Below are 24,961 nucleotides of genomic sequence, written 5' to 3' on the forward strand. Positions count from 1 at the left end.
CAGACCGCCCCCCGCCGTCCAGGACGGCGGGGGGCGGTCTCGCGTCCGGCTCAGGTCTGCCGGCTCAGATGCTCGGACCGGCCGTGCCCGGCTCACTGCGGTGCGTGCCGAACAGGTGCTCCAGGTCCTCGGGCCGCGCGGCCACCTCGTGACCACGAGCCGTCCACGTCGCCGCGTCCGGCTGTCCGGCCATGCTCGCGCACTGACCGCTTCGCTCGGTCACCTGGCCGGTCACGGACACCGTGTCCGGGCGCGGCGTCGCATCCGGCGCACTGCCGGCCAGCCCGCGCCCCCCGAGCACCGCGGCCGCGTCGAATCCGTCCTCGACCTCCCAGACGTGCCCGGAGTCTCGGGAGGTCACCTGGAACTGGCCGCCCGCCTCGTCTCGCAGGGTCAGCAGGGCCACCTCCTCCGTACCGCTGTACGCAGACCCGATGGTCCGGGAGTCCTGGGCGATGACCGTCCCGATTTTCAGCCCGTCCGCCGCGCGCTCGGTGGCCACCCTGTCCACGGCCGTGTCCACCGCCAGTGTCCGGCCAACCCACTGGCTGTCCGGACTGATCCGCCTAGCCGGACACGCCTTGACCGGCTGGCCGGCCCCGGCGGCCAGCGTGGCCAGCTCCGGCAACTCCAACGCCCCGCGTGTACGGCCCAGCACGGTCACCATCGTCGTCTCCCGCCGACGGCACTCCTGCTTGGCCCCGTCCTGGTCGGCGTACACAATGTCCCGATTGCCACCGGATCCAGTCTTCAGGATGGTCACGGGCACCTTGGCCGTGGCCGAGGTGTCCACGTCCGTGGCCATCACCGTGTCCCCGGCCCGCAGGTCTCCGACCTGCACGCTGCGCGTCTTGGCCACCCACAGCCTCTCGCGCTCGGCGTCCGAGAGCTGCACGGCCTCGCTGACCTGCCACCTCCGAGCGCCGGCCGCCGCCGACCCGCTCAGCCGCTCACGCGCGGCCCCCGTGTCCGGGGACACGGCCACCCGCCGCTCCCCGAATCCCGGGCGCATCCGCACGATGTCTCCGGCGTACCCGAATCCGGCGATGTCCTCCTGGAGCACCTGCCCGGGGACCAGCTCATCGGGCCACCGCGTGTACGCCCGCTCCGCGATCGCCTCCCGCCGAGCCTGCTCAGCCTCCGGGGTGGTCGCGTCGATCAAGATCACCGGCGACCCGTACCGCACGAACTGCTCGTTGCGGATCAGCGCCCCGGTGGAGGACTCGATCATGTTGCCCTCGGCGTCGATCCGGCCTTGCCGCACGGTCCCGTCCTCGTGCTCGCGCAGCACTTCCCCGTCGTACCCCAGCGCCATGCGCGGGTTGGGCACGATCCGGTCTCGGTCGAGGTCGGCCTGCATGGCTCGACGCTCGATCTCGTTCAGGCCCGACTCCCGCCGCACGACCATCCGGCCCCTGGACTGCAACTTGGCCGCCCCGAAGGCGTCCTTGGGGTCTCCGTCCACGGGCCAGGCCCACAGCTGACGCTGGTGGGCGCCCACGGACTTGTCCGTGTACCCCACGATGTAGAACCCCTTGTTGTACTCCCACACATCGCCCTCACGCGGCACAGTGTGGTGCCCAAGCAGTCCACGCTCGTTCAGCTGATCTGCCGTGTACTCGACCACTTCCGGACGCAGGGACTCGTCCACGTCGTCGCTCATCTCGGCCTCCAGCGCCGCGAGCTCACGCTGCTTGGCGACCAGTTCATCAGCCTGCTGGAACCGGCTCTCGGACAGCCCCTCCTGCATGGCCGGGATGGTCTCGGCCAACTGGTCCAGCTCGCGCTTGTCCTTGACCAGCTGGTTCGGCAGCTCGGCCACGAAGTTCTCCGCCGAGATGATCGAGCCCTGAGCAGAGACCTCACCGCCGAGCACCTGGGCCGCGGACCAGGCCCGGCGCACGCTCGGGGCCTGCATCGGCACCAGGTACACCTGCGAGGCGTGCCGGACCGTACCCACCTCGACCCCGCCGAGGGTGCCCAACGGCTCCGGGTCGGTCGCGTCCAGGAAGTCGGTTCGGTCCGTGCGCGCCGCCTGCCGGCGCAGCTCGGCCACCAGGACTTCCCCGGCCTCCCCACGGTTGCGGATCGTCTGTCCGTCCGTCGTCGTGAACGCGAACGCATCCCCTCCGGTGGGGATCACCTGCGCGGCCAGCCCGATCAGGGCGTCCTGCCGGCCGGCCAGGAACGCCTGCCGGGCCTCGTACCGGCCCAGCTCGACCCGCTGGGTGGCCCGCTGCTGGGACCAGGCGCTCTGCGCGCGGGTCAGCTGCTCCACGTCCATGCTCAGCGTGGCCAGTTGCTCGATGCGCGGGTCCCCGGAGAGCACCGCCGCGGCGGAGGCGCCGCTGACCTCCAGCCCGGCCACCACGTCCTCCATGGTTCGCCCGTTGTGCTGACCGGCCTTCACCTGGGCGATGAACGTGGCCTTGCGGGCGATCATGTCCCAGCTGTAGACGTCGAAGGTCTGCTCGGTGGCCCAGGCGTAGATCGACACCTCGGGATTCTGGTTGCCCTGCCGGATGATCCGGCCCTCACGCTGCTCCAGGTCCGCCGGGCGCCAGGGAACGTCCATGTGGTGCAGGGCGATCGCGCGGGTCTGGATGTTCGTGCCGGTGCCCATCTTCTGGGTCGATCCGATGATCACGTTCACCCGCCCGTCCCGGCACTTCTCGAACAAGGCCGCCCGGGCCTCGTCCGTCTTGGCCTCGTGGATGAACGCCACCTTCTCCGAGTCCATCCCGCGCGCGGCCAGGTCCTCGCGCAGCTGGTCGTACACGTTCCAGGACCCGTCCTCGGTGGGCGTGGACTGGTCGCAGAACACGATCTGCAGAGCCCCGGTGGTCTCGGAGACCTCCCCGTTGGGCAGCCGGTACTCGGTGTCCTTGGTGCGCTCGTGGATGGTCATGATCTGCTCGGCCACCGCGCCCACACGTCCACCGTCCGGGTCCGCGTCCATGCCGACCAGGCGCGCATCCAGCGCCACCTTCCGCCCGTCGCCCACGATCACGAGCATGTTGTCCGCCCCCTTCGTCGGCGGCGTGTTCTTCACCGCCTCGATCCGCTCCTTCAGCTGGTTCACGTACTGGGCCACCTGCTCCGACGGCGGGCGGGCCATCAGGATCCGGTCCCCGGTGGCCACGGACGGCAGGGTCGTCTCCAGCCGATCCCGGAGCACCACGTCCGTGAACGCGGAGTTGATCGACAGCAGCTCGGGCACGTTCACGTACTCGGCCACCTTGATCACCTGCTGGTAGCCATCGCCGGTCACCGTGGGCCGCAGCTGGGGCTTGACCTTCGTGAACGCCTGACCCCAGGCAGTCACGGTGTCCACGCGAGCGGCCTCCAGCAGGTCCGGGCGCAGGTAGTGCTGCATCACCCACATCTCGGCCATGTTGTTGGCCACCGGGGTGCCCGTGGCGAACGTGGCCACCGCCGGAAGGTAGCCCGGGCCGGCCACGCCTGCCCGCTCCGCCGCCTCGGTCTTGACCTCGCGCAACGCGCGCAGCTTGAAGTCCAGGTCCATGGCCCGCTGGGACCCCGAGCACGCCAGCTCGGCCAGGTCCGAGGACCGGGCCAGGTTCTTGAACATGTGCGCCTCGTCCACCAGCAGGTAGTCGATGCCCGTCTCCTCGAACGTGACCCCCGGATCGGTGTTCGCCGCGATCTTCCCGTGCTGACGCTCCAGCGACTTCTTCGCCTTCTCCGACCGCTTCACCCAGCCTGCGTCCTGGTCCTGCCCGGCCGTGGCCGCCTCCAGCTCGTCCTGGGCCTGCTTGAGCCACTCGGCCTGCTTCACCGGGTCGATCTGGACCTTCTCGAACGTGGTCTGGGGCATGACCACCAGGTCCCAGTCCCCGGCCCCGACCTGCGCCATCCACTCCTGCCGGGCCGGGGCGGCCAGCCCCGTGGGCACCGCGATCACGTTCGCGTCCGGGTACCACTGCGTGGCCTCCGTGGCGATCTGGTCCACCAGGTGGTTCGGGACCACCATGCACGGCTTGGCCACGATCCCGGTGCGCTTGAGCTCCATCGCGGACATGATCATCGTTCCGGTCTTGCCTGCGCCCACCACATGGTCCAGCAGAACGGTCGGCTCGGACACTGCCCGGGCCACCGCCGCCCGCTGGTAGGAGTACGGGGTCATCGACTCGTTCAGCCCCGGCAGGGACAGCCGCGCACCGGCGCCCGAGTAGTCCGGGGCCACGTGAGCGTTGAAGGCGTCGTTGTAGAGCCCCTGCAACCGCTCCACGCGCGCCGGGTCCTGCATCATCCAGACCCCGAACTCAGCCCGGATCTCCTCGACCTTCGCCCGCGCGGCCGCCGTGGCCTTCTCGTCCTTGACCCGCTTGCCCTCCTCGAGCTCCACGGTCACGGTCACGGTCTTCATGTTCATCGCCGCGGTCATCAGCTGCGCCGGCGTGCGCTTCTCCACGCCCCACCGATACCGCACATCCGGGGCGACCCCACCCTTGGGGACCTCAATCTCCCAGGCGTCCGTGCCCGGATTCAGCCGCACCTGGCACTGGGCCTTCAACGTCTCCGAGACGAACTGCGCGTACACGTCCTCGGGCACCCACCGCACGCCCGGATTCACCGACACGTCCGCCAGCGCGATCTCCGCCGGGACCACGGCCTCCAGCGCGGCCACGTTCTCCCGGAACGCCGCGTCGGCCTGCGCGGCCTCCCGCGCCGCCGCGAGCTTGGCGCGCACGTTCCCGGACAGGTACGTCGTCTTGGGCACCAGCTCCTCAGTACCGGGCACCTGGAACACCTCACCGGACATGCGCTCACGCGCCTGCGCCCGGTCCACGCCCAGCAGCTCAGCCACCCGGCCCACGTCCACGGTCCGGGACTCGTCCATGCTGATGGCGATCGCGTCCTCCACGGACTCCGCCCGCTCCGGACGGGTCCGGTGCTGCACCACATCCCGGGTCATGATCGGCGCCGGCGTGGCCGAGTTCGTGGCCTCGTCGTACACCTCCAGCGACCGGATCAGCCCCAGCTTCGGGTCCCCGGCCAGGAACTCCAGGTGCTTCTGCTCCCGCTTCTTAAACTCGGGTCGGGCCGCCTCCTCCTGCCACTCGGCCGCGAGGTCCTCCGGCACGGGCACGTCCTCCGGCGCGACGTCGCCGTCCTGCGGCAGACTGTCCCGCCACTCGGCCTCCACATCGCGCAGGTACGCGGCACGGTCCGCCTTCGACGGCGGCCCGTACTTGTCCTGGCCGCGGGAGATCGGCCCGTGGTAGCCCACGTAGGACTCCCACAGCCCACGCAGCTCCCCGCGCAGCTGCTCCCGTTCGGCCTCGGGCGCACCCGTGCGCTGAGCGGCCAGCACCTCCGTGGCCTTGTCCCGCATGGCCAGCAACGACTTCGCCTGCCCGAACAGGGGACGGGCGATCTTCACCCGCTCCCACGTCAACCCCGCCCGGTACTGCTCGAACCAGCCCCCCGCGTTGTGCCGCACATGGCCGATCTGAGCCTCGGGCTCCGGGGCGAACCGCAGGCCAGGGCTTGTGTCGACCGCCACCCCCTCAGCCACCTCGGGGGCGTAGGACAGCGCACTGGACCCACCGAACCGCGCGTCGAGCATCTGCTCGGTCAGCAGCACCTCCACCTGCTCGGCCACGTTCACGTCCGCCTCAGCCCTGACCGCGTAGGTCGGCCCGAACGCGCTGCTGGCGTAGCCGGCCTCTCCGACCACCCGCTCGGGGTGGTCCTTGAACCACTTCGAGTAGTTGACCTCGTGCTCGTTGCCCTCCGGGTCCCTCACCGCCAGGGTGTCCGCCTCTACCCATCCGGCCACGCGGTCTTGGTCCACCTTCTCGGTGGGCTTGCGCCGGCGGAACACGAGCACGTCCGTCTTCACGTCCGTGCCGGCCGAGGCCGCCATGGCCCCGTTGGGCAGACGCACCGCGCCCACCAGGTCGGCGTACCGGGCCATCTCCCGCCGCGCGGTCTCGCGCTTGGCGTCCATCGTGTGCGTGGAGGTCATCACGGCCACGCACCCGCCCGGGGCGGTCAGCCGCAGCGACTTCAGGATGAAGTGGTTGTGGATCGAGTGGCCCTGCCCGTTGTGGGTCTTGTCCACCACCGAGTAGCGCCCGAAGGGCACGTTGCCCACCGCCGCGGAGAACGAGTTCTCCGGGAACATGGTCTTCTCGAATCCGGCCGACATCACCTGCTGGTCGGGGTGCAGGTACGCGGCTACCCGGGCCGTCGTCTCATCCAGCTCCACACCGACCATCTGCGCCCCGTCCGGGGCGGCGCCCATGAACTCCCCGGACCCGCACCCCGGCTCCAGCACCGGCCCGTCCTCGAAGCCGGCCGACTCCAGCGCCGACCACATCGCGGCCGCGACCGCCGGGTCCGTGTAGTGCGCGTTCAGCGTCGTGGCCCTCGCCTGGGACCAGCCAACCGGACCCAGCAGCTCCCGCACCCGCTCCCGGTCCTGGGTGGACACGCGCTCGTCCGCCTCGTCGAACACGAACGGCAGCGCCCCCCACGCCGACCACCCGGCCAGCGTCTGCTGCTCGGCCTCGGTGGCCGGCCGCGCCTCCTGCTCCAGCGTGGCCAGCACCTCCAGGGCGGCCACGTTCGCGGTCAGCCTGTCCTGCCACCTGGCCGGACGCCGCGAGCCCCCTGTCCACGGCTGGCCACCGGCGGTCACCACCCCGGGCCTGGCCGTGTCCGTGTCCGCCCCGCTGTCCGCCGCCTCCGGGGCGGCCACGCCCGTGTCCGGGCCGCTGACCTGGGCCGATGTCGTGGTGTCCGGGGTCGTGTCCGCCTCGATGTCCGCCAGCGCCTGCTGGTCGGCCACGCTGTCCGGCTCGTACGGAAGCCCGCCGGCCAACACCCGGGCGGTCATGTCGCTGAACCGGTCTGACCGGTCAGCCTCCGGCGTGTCCGCCGCCTGCTGGCCGGTCAGCCCTGGGGCGTCAGCATCGCCTCGCGCACCTCGTCGGTCACCAGACGCGGCAGCTCGGTCCGGCCCGGGAACGGGTCCATCCCCTGGCTGCTCATCCAGGAGAACACCTCGTCCGCCAGCGCCTGGAGCTTCAGCCCCTCCCTCAGCTGAGCCTGCGGCGGCAGCGCCTCGAACTCCGCCTTCCCCACCGGGCTCACCCGATCCGGGGCCAGCTGGGCGTGCCTGGTCAGCACGATCGCCCGCAGGTACCTCCCGAACTCCGGGCTCACCCCCTGAAACGCGCTCAGGCCCAGCATCGCCTCGGCCACCGTCGGGTACTCCTCCAGCACGTCCGGGTCCGCGTACACCCCCATCCGATCCGGGGACGGATCCCCGTACGGCGTCTCCTCGTCCAGCTCCTGCCAGACCTTCGGATCCTGCTCCCAGACGTCCATCGCGTGCGCCAGCGATGACTGCTGCCTCAGCACCGACTCCGGCGTCTCGCTCTCGAACTGCTGCACCATCAGAATCAACCCCTCGTTCTTGGTTCTCGGTGGTCTCCTCGCGGACGTCGAACAACGACATCTGCCCGAACACCGGCCCCGTGGACTTCCTGCGCGCCATGACTGTCTCCTGACGTACTTGACATAACTCCACAGCACCGGCGGGAAGTCAAGACGACTGCCTCACCAGTGCTGTGGCTCGAATAGGTGGACCGCGCCTCGGTCCGAAGGGTCAGCGTGACGGGCCGGATGCCTCCGGCCCGGACACCCCAGGACTGGGCACCTGCCCTCGGGCCATGCCCTCGGCCGCCCGGTCGATCTCGGAACCGGCGGCCTTGGGCACCCGCCGCTGGGCCGTGGTCGCACGCGGGTTCTCCGGCGTCCACGTCGCCCGCGCCGGCCGAGCACCGCGACGGGGCTCCATGGCCTCCAGCGCCTCGGCCGCCGAGCGGCGATCCGCCTCACGCGGCAGGAACTGCGCCCCCAACTCCAAGGACAGCCGGCGCGCCCCGCGCGTGAGCTCCTCCCGGTCCACCCCCGCCTCCGTCAGCTCCGCGTCGGTGGCACGCACCTGCACCTGCGGCGCCGGCTGCTCACGCGGCTCCACGCCCCGCTGGGCCAGGGCGTGCGGGCGCTGATGCATCGGCGTGGTCCACACCGCCTCCTCCACCTCCCACGGCGAGGTCACAGGCCGGACCTGCCCCTCCTGCCCGAACAGCCCCCGAGGGCACAGCGGAGCCTGCGGATCCTCCACCGTGTATGCGTGCCGCGCGTGCTTGTCCTGCAACGAGAACGTCTCCCCCGGCGAGGTGCCCATGGCCACCAGACGGGGACGGTCGAACTCCACCACGTTCAGCGCGACCACGGACTCCGCCTGCACCCGTCGCGTGCGCATCGGCTCCTGGCCCGATCCCGCCTGGAACACGTGCTCCGAGGCCGTACCGTGCACGGACACCTGATCCCCGTAGTCCAGATCGCGCAGCACATGCACGGCCAACTCGGACCGCGTCGTCTGCGGACCGCCGACCTCTCCGGCCTCGATGACCACGTCCACGTACTCCACCGGCTGCTCCTCGGGGTCCTCCCGGTACACCTCCACGGGAAACACGACCAGGGCCGGACCAACCCCACCGTCCTGCTCACGCACACGCACCAGACGCGGCGAGGCCGCGACCACACCCGTCACCGACACTGCTTCACTCATCATCATCTGCCCCGAAACCGGACCCTTGAAATTTCTCGCCATGCCCTGCTCCTGACGTACTTGACGTAACTCCACAGCACCGGCGGGAAGTCAAGCGGCTTCCCACCGGTGCCGTGAGCGACCGTTATTGGTTGTGACAGCGACTCAGAGGGACGGCCCGTTCACAGACGCCCCGCCCATCCCGAAACCGCCGATTTCTCCGCGCTCCATCGCCTTCGCGGCATGATCCACCTCCGAGGGTCCCTTCGATCGACGGGGTGCCCGCCTGCGCGCCGTGTACCCCGGCTCTGGCGCTGCAACGTTGTTCTGCGACGCCTCCAGCGCGCGCAGCTTCTCCGCGGCCGCTCACCGCGACGGGCCGGACATCGCGGGACCGCCCTGCTCGACCCCGAAGTGCTGCTCCACCGGACGCTGGGAAGCCTGCCACGCCGGATCAGCGACCACGCTCTCCGGCCCCTGGGCCTCCAGCCCCCGGCCACGCCCAGCACCGGCCCCCGGCCCGACCTCGACCGTGTTGTGCTGCATCGACGCGGACACGTCCTCGGCCCAGATCCGGTTGTTCAGCCCGGCCTCGCCGTCCCGGTTCACGTACGGCTCCACGCTGTACCGGCCCGTCACGCTCAGCCGCTGGCCCTGCTCCACGGAGGCCAGCACGTTCTTGCCCAGCTGCTCACGCCCCACCGCGACGTCGTAGTAGATCGGCTCCACGTCCCTGTACCGCCCGACCTCGCGATCGAACACCTGCTGCGGCTCAGCCAGCCGGAACGCCACCAGCTGCCCTCGCTGGGTGTCCACGGTCTTCGGGTCCGTCGCCACGTAACCGGTCACGGTCTTCTCACGGTCGATGTTCTGACGCATCAGGATTCCTCCTCGAGTCCCGCCCGAACCCCCGTGGCCCGGACACCACTGATACGTCCCGCCCCCACCGCCCGCGTGTGACACACATCCCGTCTCAGTCGTAGTCACCCGCCCGCACCCGCGTGATCGTCCGCCTGCTCACCCCGTGCAGCACGGCGACCTCGGCCACCGACAGCCCTGCCTCCAGCGCGGCCTTGACAGCATCCACCGCCACCGGGGACAGTGCACGCGGCCGGCCACCGACCCTGCCCTGCCGACGCGCGTGCGCCAGCCCCTCACGAGTGCGCTCCACGATGACCTCCCGCTCCCACTCCGCCAGCGACGCGATGGTCCGCACCACCAGCCGCCCCGCTGGCGTCCCGGTGTCCAGCTGCGGGTCTAACGCCTTCAGCCGGACACCAGCTGCTTCCAGCTGCGCCACCGTCCGCAGCGTGTCCACCGTCGACCGGCCGAGCCGATCCAGCCGAGTCACTACGAGCATGTCCCCCTCACGCAGCCACCCCAGGGCTTCACGCAGACCCGGCCGCCCGGATTTCGCCCCGCTGATCACGTCCGCGAAAACCCGCTGGGCACCCACCCCCACCAACGCGAGCTTCTGTGCTTCAAGTGACTCCGCCTGATCCCGCGTCGAGACGCGCGCATACCCGGCCACACCATTCATCCCCGGACTCCTTCAGGACGCCACTACCTAGACATGAATGGATTCGTCCGCCGAAGCGCACCGTGTATGTCTCTTACGCGGGCAAGTCGTATGGTCCCCGCCAGCTCGACTCGTCCCGACTGATCCGCGTGACCCATTCCGCCGGCACCCACGCATTCCGCGGGGCAGCGCCTGGGGCCGGGATCCAGTGCAAGAGCACGTGCGTGCGAGACCACCGGGCCACCTTCGCATCCACTACCCCATCAGGCAGCCTCACTCGGACGTACGGCTCACGCCGGTACGGGGCACTGCCGATCTCGTCCACGCACTGCCACGCCGGCCCATCGAACACCTCAACTCCGCCTGCAAACACCAGCCGAGAAAACATCACCGTGTGGACGGGATAGGCCGCAGCCACCATCGCGGGCGCTCAAGCCGCCCCGCACCCCGGCTGCCCGGACGCCCGGGCGGGCCGCGCCCGCCGACCGCTCGCTACGCTCCCGGCCGTCGGGCCTAAGAGCCGACACACTCACCCCCGACAGAGCGCCACAAAGTCACGGTCAGCGTTGTGGTGGTGGACAAGGCGACCCTCTTCAGGGGGGCGCCCGAGGATTCCGCCAAGATCCCCAACATGAGCCCTTTCGTCACCCGTTAGAGGGACTTCCGTGTCATCGAAGCAGGGCATCCGGTACCGTGGCCAGCGGCGCGCCCGGCCGACCCCCCTCCTGGCCCGCGCGCCCCGCGCGTCGCCGATCCCGCTGCCGATGGCAGGGCGATGCGCCGCGGCCCGCACCTGCTCGTTGAGCCGGACGACCGCCTCGTCCAGCCAGGCGTCGTCGATCCAGAACCGGTGCCCCGTTGGCCGCTGTCCCTCGGCGGCCGCACGGTACAGACGCTGGCCCTGGGCCGGGTGGGTGGCCGGACGCGCGTGCAGCACGTCGTTCCGCAGCGCAGCAGCCGTCGCCAGTGCCTCGGCCGCCGTGGCGACGTAGACCTGAAGCGGTCCAGGCGACATGTGCTCGGCGTGCTGACGCAGCCGCCGCGCGATCCCGCCCGTGGTCCTCGCCTCGAGGTCGCTCAAGGTCAGACCCTCAGGCAGGCCTGGAGCCAGACGGTGCAGGTCACCCAGCATCGTCCACTCAAGGGACGACACCGCGTACGCGAGCTCTCCCACACGTACCAGGTACTCCGGCTCTGGCAGCGCGACCACCGGCCGCACTCTCTCGTCGCTCACCGTGTACCCTTCAGCGCCTTGTAGATCGTGGGCCGGCTGACCCCGAACGACCGCGCCGCGGCCGCCACCGACTGCCCGCCGGCCACGGCCGCGCGCACGGCCGCCACCTGTTCGGCGTCCAACTTCGGCTTCGGCCCCGGTGTGCGGCCGGCGGCCCGGGCCCGCGCCACGCCCTCGCGCGTGCGCTCGCGCAGGAGGTCCCGCTCCCAGTCGGCCAGCATTAGCAGCATGTTGAGCATGAGCCGGCCGCTGGCCGTGGAGGAGTCCAGCTGGACGTCCAGGGCCTGCAGGCCGACCTCGCGGTCGGCCAGGGCCTGCACGGTCCGCAGGGCGTCCGGCAGCGATCGCCCGAGCCGGTCCAGCCGAGCGACGACGAGGGTGTCCTCGCCGTCGCGCAGGTACGCCAGCGCCTCCGCCAGACCAGGCCTGTCGGCTCGGGCGCCGCTGAGGCGGTCCGAGAAGACCTTGGAGCACCCAGCGGCCGTCAGAGCGGCCTCCTGGCCCTCCAAAGAGTCCTCCTGGTCCCGCTTGCTCACGCGGGCGTAGCCGACCCTCACGGCTGATCACCGCCGTCCTCCTCAGATTCGATCTCAGGAATGCGATCGCCATACGGCAGCGACTTGATGTAGTCCTCCATGAATTGCCAATCAGGAGTGAAGCCATCTGCGTGATACTGCTTGGTCGGGTCAGCGACTGGCTCGCCGTTCTCGTCGCGCTTGATCGGGAGATCGAACCCGAAGACCGTTCGGATGTACTTGTTGAGTTCTCGCCCAAATGGGAAGTACTTGAACCGCGATTCAAACTCGATCATGCTCGCCAGGAACAGACGCGCATAGGTCGACACCTCGTCATTGTTGAACCGGAGCACGGATACGTTCTGTGACGTGTAGAAGGGTTGCTCATGGAGGAACGTAGAACCGAGACTGCCGCCGAGCGCGACAGTCAACGCGCCTGCAGGGTAAGGCGTAACTCCCTCGACGAGATCAACTACGCCCATCACACCATTGTTCTCAGCCGAACGCCCAACGAAGTTTACCTCTGGGTAATCGGTCCCCATCGCCGAGAAATCCATCTTGTTTCCCATGTCGATCGAGCACAAGTCCTTTAGGAGGAAGAACTCCCAATCACCAGTTCCCAGCTTGAGGGGCGAATCGGTGTTCCTGGTCGTCAACGGCTTATGGTTCAGACTGCGAACGAAACCCGTCATGTACTGCCAATCGGGAATGTACCCGTCCTCGCTGTAGGTACTGTCCGGATCAACAACCAGAACCCCGTTGCCGTCTCGCTGTGCAGGCAGTTTCACCACTGTGTCTTTCAGGAAGCGTCCCCACTTCCTGCCGAACGAGTACTTCGGGCGTTCAAGACTGAAGACCGTAGCCAAGAACAGCCCGATCTCAGGCGTCATCCAATTCGCATGCCCGAGAATGAGATCGGCCGACGCGACGAAGTCGGTGTCCATGTAGTTGGCGTACCCGACCGAACCCTCACCATTACTGATGAAGACGATGCAGTTTCCCGCGCTGACAAGGTCCTCATCGTATGCGCAATACCGCATCACACCGTTGTCGCCTCGCTTGGCTCCAGCGTAGAACAGGTCGGAACCGTCTTCCAGCTTCGTCTGATTGGCCTTACCTCGTTCAAACCGATCGAACAGATCGCCAATGACGAAGCCGACCCAATCGGATGTGTTCAGATTCATCGCGACTCGCCCTCCTCTACGCTGGCGCCAGCCTCAACGACGCGACCTTCCTTCACTAGATAGGCAAGGTAGTTGTTGAGCGTCGCCTGGAAATCATCGACAGTAAGCTTCGAGTAGTCAGTCTCCATGTACGCCTCGACGAGCCACTCGTCGTTGTGCGTGACCTCCTGCATGGCCGACATGCCTGCCTCGACGGTCTTGTTGCGGAACAGCCTGAGCCACTTGTCCTCGACGGCCTTCCACTTGCTCGCGTTGTTCTCGTCGAACTGCTCGATACGGCCCAAGTTCTTCTTCTTCTTGTGCGCATCGTCCTTGTAGTATCCGAAAAACGTCGCCTTGTTCGGCTCCTTCGTCTGTGGGTCGAAATGCGGCTGACCCAGGGTGAATACCATCATGCATGCCGAGGCTGACGCACCCGGATAGAAGATCTCGTTGGGGAGTGTGAACACCGCTTCGAGCGTGTTGTCGACCAACATCTTGTTCTTTGCATCGGACAGGATCGTGTTTGCTCCGATTGCTGCAGCAACCGGCAGGATCACGGCCATCTTCACCGTCTTGGTGGACTGGTTGTTCTGCCGACGCTGGAGATTGGCGGCCTTGATGCAGTCGGAGACGAACTGGACGAACACCATGCCCTTGGTGGGATCTTCCTTGCCGTCCTTCGCCTTGCCCCATTCAGCCTTGTAATGACTCGGAATGCCGATGGGCTTGGCATTAAACGGTGGATTCATTAGAATCACGTCAGGATCAGCGTCCAAGACGAACTGCATCGAGTCGAACAGGGAGCCGAACTTGATGTTCGAGTTGCCGTCGCCATGGATCAGCATGTTCGTCGTGGCCAGGCCGTAGGCCTTCTCCTCGACCTCGACACCGTAGATGTGCTCGCGCTTGATCTTCGCCTGTTGTGTCTCCTTCTCTGACTGAGTCCCCGGCATCGTCGTGCAGTCAGCCAAGGCCTTGACCATGCCCTGTACGAGGAAGGATCCCGAACCGCAAGCTCCATCGAAAATTCGAGTGTTCCGGTCGACGCCGGTCACGCGGCAAGCGAACTCGGTGATGTGGTCGGGAGTGAAGGCCTGATTCTTGTCCGCCTTGCCGGTGTACTTGTTGAACGCGATGAAGAACAGGTTGAGCAGGTCCTGGCCCTCAGAGCTGTCCTCGTCGATGTAGGCGTAGATGCCAACCACGATGTCGTTGAGGATCTTAAGCCAGTCCTCAAGCGCCAACTTCTTGACCTTTTGGTCGCCAACCACGTTGGTCTTAAGAAGCTCGACCTTCTTGGCCTTGTTGTCTGAACCATCGAGAAGGTCATCAAGAGTTGTCTGGATACCCGCTCGAATCTGAGCCTCGTTGAAATTGGACCAGTATTCCCGCAGCCCCTTGGCCGTTTCGTCGTTGATCTCCGAAATGCCACGCTGCTTAATCACGCTTTTCACGTACAGCAACGTCGTGCCGACGAACTGACTACGCAGCTTCTCGTCGATGTCTTTCTTGTGCAGCAGCTCGTTGAGCGCGTAGGTGTTCCTCAGCACCTTCTCGCGGTTGTTCTGCCTGTTCGTGTCGAACAGCGACGAGTAGTAGGACATGGTGTCGATCGCCGTCTCGCCGGGCAGCTCGTGCTCGTCGTCGACCACGCTCTTCCAGACTCGCAGGTCCTCGTTCGTCGTGTTCGCCAAGATCGCGATGATCTTGTTCTTGGGGAACAGCGCCTTCTCCTGGTCCACGTACTCGCGGAGCTGATTGATGTCCGCATCTACGAATGACTGCTTTGTCTCGATCAGAACGACGGTGTTGGTCTCCGAGTCGAAGAACCGAAGATCGAGCTTGAAGTGCACGTAGTCTCGACCAAGGGCACTACGGAGCTTGTCCTTGCTGCCGGCGGCAGCAACGTAGCTGAACTCGCCACCCTCGATGTTGGTGGTGACGTACTGGAGGCCGACGGTATCCGTCATTGTTGCGCGAGACACGTGCAAGTCCTATCTGTAGAAGATCGGTCGATCTGTTGACAGTCTCACATTGAGCGACCATATGACCGCAGGCGGAGCGGAGACTGTCAAGAATCCGTGGAGAAGACGCCTCCACCTTAGCCCGTAACTGCGACACCATTCCTTTGCAGACTCGCGCCCGTGGGCGGGAGCTGGGGAGACAGCACTCGGTAACCCCACGCCTGATCGCAACCCCTGACGTCGATAGATCGATTGCGCGTGAATCAGACACATGCACCCGGTGCATGAACGCGAGGGTATCTACGCGGCACCCACCAACTGGCCCGCCGCGCGAGTACGTGCGATGGGCCATGTCGCCCCGGGGGCCGACGCTCAATGCCTGAGCACCAGTTAGCTGAGTCAAGCGGATCACTGTGCTGGAGCGCTGGTGGCAGCGTCCGCCGGGAGCCGCACAACCGCCATGGCGGGACTACCAGTCGATTCCACGGGCGCTTAAACCGTCACACACCCAGGTTGTCCAGTCGCTCGGGCAACGGCGGCTGCACGGCGCCAACGCTCCACCGGGTTGCCTCTAGTGTCTCCTACGCCACCCGTCGGCGTGGAAAACTATGGCCCAAGACCGCCGTCCATTCGGAGGGCCAATTTAGTAACAACCATGGATTTCAAGCAGTGTCCTTACGCGCCCCTCCCAGCTTTTTCTTTTGGCCCTCCACAATGGCTTCTTCACTCTCCACAACATTATTCCACTCGTAAACCGCGGCAATATCGCGGACGATCTGTAGTGAAATAAGGCCCAGGAGAATGACCCCTGCTATGGATACGGCACTAGTAGAACGTGCGAGAAATGAATACACCTCGATAGGGAACAGCTCGCCAATCTGCCGCTTGACAGCGGGGGCGATTACCCCAAATAACATTAGACTAAATGACAATGCGGAGCCACGTAAGGACAGGAGCACAGCGCGGTCAATCACTCGCGCCCAGCGATCCTCAATTTTCTTGTATTTTGGTCGCCTCTTGGTAATTCGACTGCGCCAGGACGTAAGAATACTAAACACACCCAACAGGCCCGCGGAATATAGACCCAGTGCACTCGCGATCGTATCGAACTCTGAAGCGCGGGCGTCCAGAAAGTACAGCACAAGAAAGGAAACAATAACTACTACCAAACCGAGTCGATAGTGTGAACGAGGTACTATGGCGTTTGATCTGCCGACTGATGACTGACCCACGCATCCTCCAATCCATCAACCCACTCAGTTAAGCGTTTGGTGTCGATAGCTTCTATTGCAACCCAGGCAGGCTCAACTAAATTCTCGATCTTGCTACAAATGGTCGCGTAGTACACCCCATTCGAGGGGCGCCCAGGCTTGTCAAACTTGTAGTTGAAGTAGTCAGACATTTTTCCCGGTGATATGGTCGCATTTCCCATGTTTCCACTGATGCGTGCCTGTATTTCATCTACCTGAATGTTTGCACCCGCAAGTTCGTCGGGGTCCACGTCCAGATCCTTCAGGGAATCCACGATGATCGATTCAACATCGTTTTTAGATCCATTTATAATGCGATCTACGATACTCTCACGCTGCGTCTGAGGTTTCACCTTCACAGAAATACGCTTCAGAACGTCGCGACCATCTGCATCGCGCTCGATAAATTCAGCACTCATAGAGGTGATTCCATCAACAATCTCCTTTAGGAGATCTGGGTCTGCCACTCGCTCCACGCGAATTCGTATTGCGGCAGGTACCGACGCTCTAGCTTTAGTCTTGCTTATCGGGGATCCGCTCTCATCGACTGCCCCACTGGTCTGATTCGCAGCATCCAGTCGGTTCTTGCGCTGGCTTTGGGATACAGCCCGGATCCACGGGACCAGATGAGGTACCGGATCCTTCATGCCCACTACTTCGGCAACGATTAATCCTCTTGTACTCGCCGATCCAAAGAAGAAGTCGATCCGCCTTGGCGTCTCCGCAGATCTCTCCGAGACTTCGACCCGGTCATTCATGTCGTAAGGATTAATGGCGATGTCATGGAGGCCATGCTCTCCCAAGGCGACACTTCCATGAACCACTTCGAGGTCAGGATCATATTCGCATCCCCGCACGGAAAGAGTAGGAGAACTCTCCAGAAATTCATTTTCCGCATCCGGTGCTTCGATTTCATTTTCTCCGGCTGGATCTGACACAGCTCCCCACGGCGGTTTTCCTACACGGATCTCCTGTGAAACTAAACCAAGCGCTTCCAGCAATCTGTGCCGATGCTCTTCGATCTCTTGTCCGAGGAGAGTTTTCTGACCTTCCAACATCTCAAATGTATAAACTCGATAACCCCAGTTTGCCAAGGATCCCCCTGATGTTCGTGTTACAAGATGATGACCGGTCAGACAGCTACTGATCACATGTTGTTCGAAGTGTAGCCCCGTACTGCACTGCCAGGGAGGAGCCCGCGTTTTACAGACGAGGGGGATGGCCGTCTTCTAGGCTCTCCCAGGACCGGCTGTCCGTGGATGTCTCCCACTCCACGCCTAGCCCACCGCGCCCGCTGGTCACCGTGACCGACAGACGTGGCTCCAGCGGCGTCGACGACGTCACCGATACATGGGCCTCGATCTCCTGGACCCCGTCCGGCGCCCTTAAGCCCACGGGGGCCGAGTGGCCAACGACGTCCCCATCGGAGTCCACAATCTTCGCGCGCACGTACTTCACGCCCTCGGTCGGACGCTCGATCAGCTCTTCCTCGCGCTCCGTGGCGGCCCATCGCGTCCAGTCCGTCTCGTCGTAGTCCAGCTCGTACGCCCCACGGTTGCCGTAAGCCTCGGTGTCCTTGTGCCGGCCGATCTTCGTGCAGCCGGCCTCGTCGACCATGCACCGCAGCCGGGCCGTCATCATCTCCACATGCGGGTGCCACATCATCATCGGCCCCAGTCCCGGAGCCTGTTCCTCCCAGACCTTGTACTCCATGCACATGGCCGCGTACAGCTCGGCGGTGAGGTCCGAATGCTTGTACCAGCACGGCGGAACTACGGAGGTCACCAGCCGGTACTCGGCCACGAACCAGTCGACCCAGCGGCGCAGCGTGTTCCACGCCTCCCACTGGTGCTCGGCCTCGATCTCCCGCCACCGCGTGCCCATCCACACCGGCGGACCCTCGCCCGCGAGTTCCGCGGCGACCTCCGGGTCGACGTAGGGCAGCGGAGTCCCCGTCTGTCCGTCGTCATCTGCGGCCGCCGGCGCCTCCCAGTCCGTGAGTTCGTCGTCTTCAACCCAGGGCGATGCCATCAGTTCCGTCCTTCCCTCGTGTACCGGCGTGCTGGCCCGCCCAGCAGCCTCTCGAGCCGGGCGAACAGCTCCTCAACGGCTTCGCGACCGCCTGCCCCAGTCGAGCGCATGTAGCGATGCGCGGCGTCCTCGCATGTACCGCACAGCCACACCCCGATTCCGCCGGCGGCACGGCACACGGCGCGGTCCAGGTGCCGTCCATCGGTGCAGTGCCACCTCGTGGCGACGGACCGCTGGCAGACATGGCACCGTGCCCCCCCGTCGTCGCTCATGCCTGACTCTGCCGGATCATCCTGGCCACGATCACGATCGTCGCCCGCCTGCGGTCCCATCCAAAGAACTCCTTCTTGCCGTCCATGATCTGATGCAGCCGCTGGTGATGGTCCCGGCACAACGGCATCAGGTCGTTGTGCGCTTCGCGGGCCTGCCACCGGCCCTCCTCGTCCTGGCCCACGCCCTTGTACGAGACGTGGTGCAGATCCAGGGTCCCGGCCCGGGTCAGCGTGATCCCGCAGACCTGGCAGGCCGGCTCGTGGCCGGCCTGCCGGCAGTCCGCGAACCACCGCACCCGCCTGTAACCCCACGCCTGGGACCGCAGGTACCGCTTGTACGCGACCGAGCCGGTGCGGTGCAGCCCGAACCTGCCCATGCCCTCACCGCACCGGGATCGCCGGGGCCGTCTCCGGCACCGGGTCCAACGCCGCCACGGGCTCTTCGGCCCGGTCCGCGTCGGTCGGTGTCGACGGAGCCGGGTCCTTGGACTCCAGCTCGGCCAGCAGCGCCTTCGAGTACCGACCCGCGGCCTCCTTGATCTGCTTGCCGTCCTTGCGGTCCCACCAACGGGTCATCCGCATCAGGATCGGACGCCCGTTGCGATTCAGCAGCACCCCCCACCCGAACGGCAACCGACGCAGCTCCGCGACCGAGACCACCTCGGTGTCGTGAATCTGCTCGGAGACCGAGGTGTGGTCCTTGCCGCGAGACTTCGAGGTCCGCATGATCTTGCGCTGACCGGCCAGCTTGGCGAACTGCTCCAGGTCGGCCACGTTCGAGGCACCCCCGAGCTGAACCTTCACCGTCGCCGCGTCGAACAGCGCCTGCGCCTGCTGCTCGCCCCACTCGTTGCGGGCCTGAGCCATCGACTGGAACACCGCGAACGGGCTGATGCCCACACCGCCGCCGTCCGCCATCAGCTGGGTCAGCCCCGGCCAGGCACCGGAGATGTTCGCGATCTCATCGAGCACCAGGGACAGCGGCGGGTCCAGCCGGTTCCCGGGCGACTTCGCCGCCAGCTCACGGGCACGCTCGGTGATGGCGTCCATCATCGCGATCAGGAACGGCCCCGCCGACGAGCCGCCGGTCTTGGTGCCCACGATGTAGAGCGTCCCGCACTCGGTGAGGAACTTGTCGATGTCCAGGGTCTCTTCGAACCGGTTGGGTCGCAGCACGTCGCGGACCTCGGGCACCGACAGCCCCTTGACCGCACCCTCGACGCCGAACCACTTGGACTGGAGCAGCTTCGGGTCGCCCTCGACGATGCCCTTGAGCACCAGGTTCCAGTTCAGCGCGGCCTTGGGATGCTCGGTGAGGATCTTCACGGCCTCCTTGGCCTCGGCCGGGTTGTTGCCCCACCGCATCAGATCATCCACGGTGCGCTCACCCAGCGCCGCGGCGTGCAGCAGGCACTCCATGATCGTGATCGCCGGGGCCTGCCACTCCGCGTTCGAGCTGGAGGCCCCCAGGCCGGAGGCACCGATCAGCGACGCCGCTCGCTGATTCGCCACACGCGGCTCTTCACAGCCCGTGATCGGGGACCACTTCAGCGTGGAGGGCTGACCGGTCAGCCCCTGCGGGTCGAACAGGGCCACCGGCCCCTTCTTCTTGCGCAGCTCGGCCGTGGCCCCCAGGTTGTCCGCGCGAGAGCTGGTCGTGATGACCGGGCCGGGTGCGTCGAGAATCGCACCGATCAGCAGGTGCACGCCCTTGCCCGAGCGCGGCGGGCCGATCAGCACCACCGACTCCTCGTAGGAGGCGAACACGTCCACGCCCTCGGCCTTGCCCAGACGCATGGCCCCGTCCGTGATGGCCGGCTTCTTGATCGAGGGCCGGACCTTCTTCACCCGGGACAGCACCGACCTGCGGCCCACCGTCTTGGTGATCTCCGCAGACCGGGCCAGGCCCTCGCGCTCACGCAGCTCCTTGATGAACTTCTTGTCCGACTGCTGGTACCGGCTCCACGCCGTCACCGCCACACCGATCAGCACGAGCACCAGCACCCCCAGACCGACCAGCCAGCCGATGACCCCGCCGGTGGTGGCCGTGCACCCCTGCGCGGTGGCCCCGAACGCGGCCGGGTCGTGCTCGCCCACGAGGAAGCCCAGCGGCGCGAACAGCGAGTCAGGCTTCGTCGGTGCCCCACAGTGGATACGCCCGGCCAGGAACCCGGCCAGCAGGTACGCCCCGTAGAGCAGCACCGCCGGACCGATGAGCCAGATCAGTGCCGTCTCGGCCGGGCTGTCCCCTTCCAGGACCGAGTTGTTGCCACGTTCGCGTCGCATCAGGCCACCGCCTCCTTCTTCTTGTCCATGCGCTCGTCCGTGTCGAACAGCGGCAGCTCGGCCCGCGTGAGCACGTTCTGCACCTCGAACGAGGAATCCCCCAGCCGCCACAAGCCCGTGCCCTTGGGCAGGGACCGCACCAGGGACCGCTCCCGGTCGGACAGTTCCATCTCCGACGTCGTGATCTTCAGCGCGGACCGGTCCTGCCGGTAGATCACCTTCACGTCCGCGTCGGCCAGCAGAGACCGGGCCATCGCGGCCATCTTCGAGTTCTGATCCCCAGCCATGTCCAGGTCAGCGATCTTGTGCAGCACGAGCACGTTGAAGATGCCGTACGCGCGGCTGAGCTTCCACTGCTCGACCATGCGCCGCAGGTCGGCCTCGGAGCTGATGTTGTCCCAGCCCTCTTCGTAGATCACGATCCGCTGCCCGCCATCGCGGGTGGTGACCATCGCTTCGGTCCATGCGCCCGCGCACGCGTTGACCACGCGCACCGCCTCCGGGGAGGCACCCAGCAACGCGGACGTGTCGATGCTCGTCGCGCACGCCTGCTCATCCAGGACGACCGTGGTCTCCCCGTCGAACATGCCGGCCAGGTCGCCGGAGGACACGCGGCCCAGCGTCATCATCGTCACCGACGCGGCCTCCGCCTTCATCGCGTCCGGGTCCGCACGGGCCTCGTCCAGCGCCCGGATCACGTCCGGGATGATCGGCGGACGGCCCTCGGCGTCCGCGACCGCCACGGCCGCGTCCAGGCCCGCAGAGAGCACGTGGTGCTCGGGCGAGGTCATGTCCCGGTCGGTGAGGATCTTCACCAGGGCCACCAAGATGGACATGCGCCGGGTCCGCACCATCGAGGCCCACGCCCGGTCCGTCATCGGCTCGCCCTGCACGTCCGTCGAGGGCCGGGTGCCCGGGTCCAACGGGTTCAAGCGCGTATCCAGGCCAGGGCCGACCTGGATCACCGATCCACCCAGGCCCTTGACCACGCGGGTCCACTCGCCCTTCTTGTCCGAGGCCACCGAGAGCTTGCGCCCGGCCAGCACCTGCCGCACCGCCAGCGACTTGGCCAGCGACGACTTCCCGGTGCCGACCTGGCCAAACAGCATCATGGACATGCCCGAGATGATCCCGGCCTCATAGAGCGCCCACGGGTCGAAGCAGAACGCGCCGCCGCCGTGCATGTCCTTGCCGATCATCAGCCCACGCGCACCCAGACCGGGGCCGGCCACGAACGGGTACGCCGTCGAGGCCGTGTGCGTCGTCGTACGGACCGGCCGAGGGGCCAGCGTGCGCAGCCCCCGCAGCTGCCGTGCCCCGCGCGGTCCGGCCTTGCCCCACTGCGGCTGAGGGAACCGCACCTCCTTAGCCTGCGCGGCCATCGCCTTCCGCAGCGCCTGCTGGCCTCGCTCCAGCTCCCGGGCCGCACGCTTGGCCTCTCGGGCCTCGTCCTTGCCCGGCTCGATGATCTGGAACAGATCGACCTTCGGTTCATCACGCATCAGAGCTTCATCCTTCCGAACGGCAGGGCACCGGCCACGAACGCGGCATCCTGCTCCATCCACACCGGGCGCAGCTCGCACCCGGCCGTGATCCCGGAGGCCACGACCTCCGCCGCCGCGGACTCCAGCTCGGACCGCGAGGACCCGGTCACCGTGACCAGCACGACGACCTCCACGCCCGTGTGCCGCCGCCGCAGCTCGGCCTCCTCACGCTCCACGTCCTCCAGGGACTGGTCATGTTCCAACGAACCGATGCGACCGAGCTTGCTCATCATCCGCGAGTTCGTGTGCCAGTCCGTCTTGCGCCGCTGCACGGACCGCACCGCGGCCCCACGCTCCACCGGAGCCAGGAACACCGAGACCGTGTGCCGGAAGTCCCCGGCGAACACCAGCTCGTCCAGGAACCCCAGCCGGGCCAGGTTCTGCGGCAGCTCGGAGACCTTGTAGGTGCGGTGGTAGTTCCCGTCCGTGACCATGTGGCCCGCATGAACCTCCACGGCCATCGGACCTGCACTCGAGGGCGCGGTGCCCGCCGTCTGCCCGTCCGCCTTCATGGTCGAGATCATCACCGAGGCGTCCGGGTCGAACGCCGACCGCGAGAGGCCGGCCAGCGTGCGCGGGGAGTGCCAGGCGGTCACCTGGGTCCCCGAGCGCGGCAGCGTGCTCTCCACCGTCGTCATCACCTTGAGCATGTGCTCCATGAGCGCCGGGGTGCCCCCGCCGAGCGCCTTGACCTGCGAGCTGATCTTCGACGGGGAGACCACCAGCGTCAGCCACTGCTCGTGCACCGGCATCGACTGGGCCTCCTTCATCAGCTCACGGAACGCCTGGTCCAGGAACGGGTCGATGCTTGCCCCCGACCGGCCCGCGCCCTCCTGCTTGGACTCGTAGAAGTCCTCCACGGCCGCACCGGAGATGAGCGTCGTCTGATCCGACGCCTGAATCCGCACCACACCCGGCAGACGCGACAGCGCCGCCAGCGACGATCCCCACGACAGGGACCGTTCCTCCTGAGCGTCGAAGGACTCCAGGTCAAAGCCCCGCGTCGTCATGACCTTCGCGCAGACCACCGCTTCCCGGGCGCGCGGGTCCCAGACGAACCCGGCCCCGTTGGGCATCGCGTAGACCATCAGCTCTCCGGCCACACCCGGCAGCCGGAACCGTGCCGGCTCACCCGGCTTGATCCGCCCCTTCGCATCACGCTGGGCCTGCGGCCCTGCCTCGCTCACGGGTGCCTGCGGCTCGCCGTCCACCAGCTCCAGCACGTGCGCCGGGGCCATCCCCTGGCGGTACTCGAGCTGCTCCGTGGCCCCCCGCCGCAGGTACTGCGCCGCCACCCACACCCAGCCAGGCAGGGACCGGCCACGGAACCGGGTCGCACCGAACGCGCCGATCACGGCCATCAGCCCGATACCCACGAGCATGGCCGGCCCGCCACGCAGGATGAACGCCATGCCGATCAGCACGCCGGCCAGAACCACGATCACCTGCTCCAGGGTCAGCCCCAGGATCAGTCCCTGAGTCCGTTCCTGGGGGAATCGGACGTCGTCGTACTCCGAGTCCATCGACTCCTGAATCATCGTTGCCATCAGCGGCCTCCTCGCATCACCATCGCCCCGGCACGCTGGCGCATCCGGCCAGCCCGCGCCGAAACGCCCCGCATCGAATTCATTGCTCCACGCCCGGCCCGGCTCGCGGCCATCACGCCCGCCTGTTCAGCCTGCCCGGCACCGCCGCCCAGCCACGCGGTGACCGCAAGCATGAAGATCGGCATGGCCGCGGCCACGAACACCAGCACCATGCCAGCCACGGTCTGCACCCAGTCCGTGGACAATGCCGCCATCGCCATGCCCAGCCGCACGACGGCGGCTGCGATTGGCCCGGCCATGATCAGCCCCAGCATCATCGACAGCCACCGCCCCGCCAGCGCCTTGGCCGGCTCCAGGGCCAGCGAGAAGATCGCCGGGGCCGCGAACGAGGCCAAGATCAGAATCAGCACCAGACGGAAGATCATCATCGCCATCAGCACGAAGCAGGCGAAGAAGATCACCAGCGCGATGATCAACGCGACCACGATCATCCCGTTCTCCGAGTTATCGCTGGCCATCTCCCACTGCGCGAAGTTCTCGTCCAGCAAGATCTCGTCGTTGGCGGCGTCGTAGGTCAGACCGAACAGTCCCAGCACGCCGGCCACTGCCTCGTCCTGGCCATCGGTGCCACCCGAACCGACCTGCAAGATCCACAAGGTCAGCTGCTGGGTCGCCCCCATCGCCATCCACACCAGCCCGACCACCACGTAGGTCGCCGGGATGCTGAACACCGCCGCCAGGAACGCGCGCAGCATGCCGGCCGTGGACCCGCGCACCGCCGAGAGCACGACCTGGACGGCCACGAAGATCACCAGCAGCGGGATCATCGCCAGCACGATGACGTTCAGCATCCCCGGATGGTCGATCACCGTGCTCTCGCCACCGGCCACCGTCGTGGTGACCTGACCGCCGACGACTGTGACCCACCACTCCGGGGTCAGCGCACCCACGGAGAAAGCCTGCTCGATCAGCCCGGCAGCGGCCTTCGCCAGCCCCAGGATCGAACCTCGCATGAACTCCTCGAAGTCCTTCTCCCACAT

Annotated in this window: 17 protein-coding genes; all 17 read right to left on the bottom strand. The window is 66.8% G+C overall.

Features of this window, described 5'->3' with window-relative positions:
• Window positions 1-64: 64 nt before the first annotated feature.
• On the bottom strand, window positions 65-6,868 hold the full coding sequence (locus HDA33_RS06190; protein WP_184171885.1) for a helicase-related protein: 6,804 nt from the start codon (window positions 6,866-6,868) through the stop codon (window positions 65-67).
• 56 nt (window positions 6,869-6,924) lie between these two features.
• Window positions 6,925-7,431: a hypothetical protein gene (locus HDA33_RS06195; RefSeq protein ID WP_184171887.1), complete on the bottom strand. Its 507-nt coding sequence runs from the start codon at window positions 7,429-7,431 to the stop codon at window positions 6,925-6,927.
• Window positions 7,432-7,642: 211 nt separating this feature from the next.
• Window positions 7,643-8,518 (bottom strand): hypothetical protein, encoded by an 876-nt coding sequence (locus tag HDA33_RS06200; protein ID WP_184171889.1) that lies wholly within the window; start codon window positions 8,516-8,518, stop codon window positions 7,643-7,645.
• A gap of 441 nt (window positions 8,519-8,959) precedes the next feature.
• A complete protein-coding gene (locus HDA33_RS06205; protein ID WP_184171890.1) occupies window positions 8,960-9,472 on the bottom strand; it encodes a single-stranded DNA-binding protein in 513 nt (170 codons plus the stop codon).
• Between the two features lie 94 nt (window positions 9,473-9,566).
• Window positions 9,567-10,133 carry a recombinase family protein gene (locus HDA33_RS06210; RefSeq protein ID WP_184171893.1) on the bottom strand — a complete coding sequence of 189 codons (567 nt, stop codon included), beginning with the start codon at window positions 10,131-10,133 and terminating at the stop codon, window positions 9,567-9,569.
• Window positions 10,134-10,641: 508 nt separating this feature from the next.
• Window positions 10,642-11,322, bottom strand: coding sequence for a hypothetical protein (locus tag HDA33_RS06215; RefSeq protein WP_184171895.1), 681 nt, complete (start codon window positions 11,320-11,322; stop codon window positions 10,642-10,644).
• A 20-nt stretch (window positions 11,323-11,342) separates the two neighbouring features.
• A complete protein-coding gene (locus tag HDA33_RS06220; RefSeq protein ID WP_184171897.1) occupies window positions 11,343-11,903 on the bottom strand; it encodes a recombinase family protein in 561 nt (186 codons plus the stop codon).
• Window positions 11,900-13,045 (bottom strand): restriction endonuclease subunit S, encoded by a 1,146-nt coding sequence (locus HDA33_RS06225; RefSeq protein ID WP_184171900.1) that lies wholly within the window; start codon window positions 13,043-13,045, stop codon window positions 11,900-11,902. Before HDA33_RS06225 ends, HDA33_RS06220 begins: the two co-directional genes overlap by 4 nt.
• Window positions 13,042-15,012, bottom strand: a complete 1,971-nt coding sequence (locus tag HDA33_RS06230) for an N-6 DNA methylase (protein ID WP_184171902.1) — start codon at window positions 15,010-15,012, stop codon at window positions 13,042-13,044. The genes HDA33_RS06225 and HDA33_RS06230 overlap by 4 nt, the downstream gene beginning before the upstream one ends.
• Window positions 15,013-15,653: 641 nt before the next feature.
• The gene (locus HDA33_RS06235; RefSeq protein WP_184171904.1) at window positions 15,654-16,133 is read right to left on the bottom strand and encodes a hypothetical protein; all 480 of its coding nucleotides are present in this window, start codon (window positions 16,131-16,133) and stop codon (window positions 15,654-15,656) included.
• 53 nt (window positions 16,134-16,186) lie between these two features.
• Window positions 16,187-17,299 carry a hypothetical protein gene (locus HDA33_RS06240; RefSeq protein ID WP_184171906.1) on the bottom strand — a complete coding sequence of 371 codons (1,113 nt, stop codon included), beginning with the start codon at window positions 17,297-17,299 and terminating at the stop codon, window positions 16,187-16,189.
• A 145-nt stretch (window positions 17,300-17,444) separates the two neighbouring features.
• Window positions 17,445-18,272, bottom strand: a complete 828-nt coding sequence (locus HDA33_RS06245) for a hypothetical protein (protein WP_184171908.1) — start codon at window positions 18,270-18,272, stop codon at window positions 17,445-17,447.
• Window positions 18,273-18,540: 268 nt separating this feature from the next.
• A complete protein-coding gene (locus HDA33_RS06250; protein ID WP_184171910.1) occupies window positions 18,541-18,921 on the bottom strand; it encodes a hypothetical protein in 381 nt (126 codons plus the stop codon).
• 4 nt (window positions 18,922-18,925) lie between these two features.
• Window positions 18,926-20,830 (bottom strand): type IV secretory system conjugative DNA transfer family protein, encoded by a 1,905-nt coding sequence (locus HDA33_RS06255; protein ID WP_184171912.1) that lies wholly within the window; start codon window positions 20,828-20,830, stop codon window positions 18,926-18,928.
• Window positions 20,830-22,332: a conjugal transfer protein TraC gene (locus tag HDA33_RS06260; RefSeq protein WP_184171914.1), complete on the bottom strand. Its 1,503-nt coding sequence runs from the start codon at window positions 22,330-22,332 to the stop codon at window positions 20,830-20,832. The genes HDA33_RS06255 and HDA33_RS06260 overlap by 1 nt, the downstream gene beginning before the upstream one ends.
• Window positions 22,332-23,921, bottom strand: a complete 1,590-nt coding sequence (locus HDA33_RS06265) for an SCO6880 family protein (RefSeq protein WP_184171916.1) — start codon at window positions 23,919-23,921, stop codon at window positions 22,332-22,334. Before HDA33_RS06265 ends, HDA33_RS06260 begins: the two co-directional genes overlap by 1 nt.
• Window positions 23,921-24,961, bottom strand: a complete 1,041-nt coding sequence (locus HDA33_RS06270; protein WP_184171918.1) for a hypothetical protein — start codon at window positions 24,959-24,961, stop codon at window positions 23,921-23,923. The genes HDA33_RS06265 and HDA33_RS06270 overlap by 1 nt, the downstream gene beginning before the upstream one ends.

The sequence above is a fragment of the Micrococcus endophyticus genome (genome assembly GCF_014205115.1).
GTDB classification, from domain to species: domain Bacteria; phylum Actinomycetota; class Actinomycetes; order Actinomycetales; family Micrococcaceae; genus Micrococcus; species Micrococcus endophyticus.

What these genes read in the sequence shown, in the direction of transcription:
- HDA33_RS06190 (WP_184171885.1), bottom strand. Translation starts at nt 6,868, where the DNA reads ATGACCGCCCGGGTGTTGGCCGGCGGGCTTCCGTACGAGCCGGACAGC.
- HDA33_RS06195 (WP_184171887.1), bottom strand. Translation starts at nt 7,431, where the DNA reads ATGGTGCAGCAGTTCGAGAGCGAGACGCCGGAGTCGGTGCTGAGGCAG.
- HDA33_RS06205 (WP_184171890.1), bottom strand. Translation starts at nt 9,472, where the DNA reads ATGCGTCAGAACATCGACCGTGAGAAGACCGTGACCGGTTACGTGGCG.
- HDA33_RS06210 (WP_184171893.1), bottom strand. Translation starts at nt 10,133, where the DNA reads ATGAATGGTGTGGCCGGGTATGCGCGCGTCTCGACGCGGGATCAGGCG.
- HDA33_RS06225 (WP_184171900.1), bottom strand. Translation starts at nt 13,045, where the DNA reads ATGAATCTGAACACATCCGATTGGGTCGGCTTCGTCATTGGCGATCTG.
- HDA33_RS06240 (WP_184171906.1), bottom strand. Translation starts at nt 17,299, where the DNA reads ATGTTGGAAGGTCAGAAAACTCTCCTCGGACAAGAGATCGAAGAGCAT.
- HDA33_RS06245 (WP_184171908.1), bottom strand. Translation starts at nt 18,272, where the DNA reads ATGGCATCGCCCTGGGTTGAAGACGACGAACTCACGGACTGGGAGGCG.
- HDA33_RS06250 (WP_184171910.1), bottom strand. Translation starts at nt 18,921, where the DNA reads ATGGGCAGGTTCGGGCTGCACCGCACCGGCTCGGTCGCGTACAAGCGG.
- HDA33_RS06255 (WP_184171912.1), bottom strand. Translation starts at nt 20,830, where the DNA reads ATGCGACGCGAACGTGGCAACAACTCGGTCCTGGAAGGGGACAGCCCG.
- HDA33_RS06260 (WP_184171914.1), bottom strand. Translation starts at nt 22,332, where the DNA reads ATGCGTGATGAACCGAAGGTCGATCTGTTCCAGATCATCGAGCCGGGC.
- HDA33_RS06265 (WP_184171916.1), bottom strand. Translation starts at nt 23,921, where the DNA reads ATGGCAACGATGATTCAGGAGTCGATGGACTCGGAGTACGACGACGTC.
- HDA33_RS06270 (WP_184171918.1), bottom strand. Translation starts at nt 24,961, where the DNA reads ATGTGGGAGAAGGACTTCGAGGAGTTCATGCGAGGTTCGATCCTGGGG.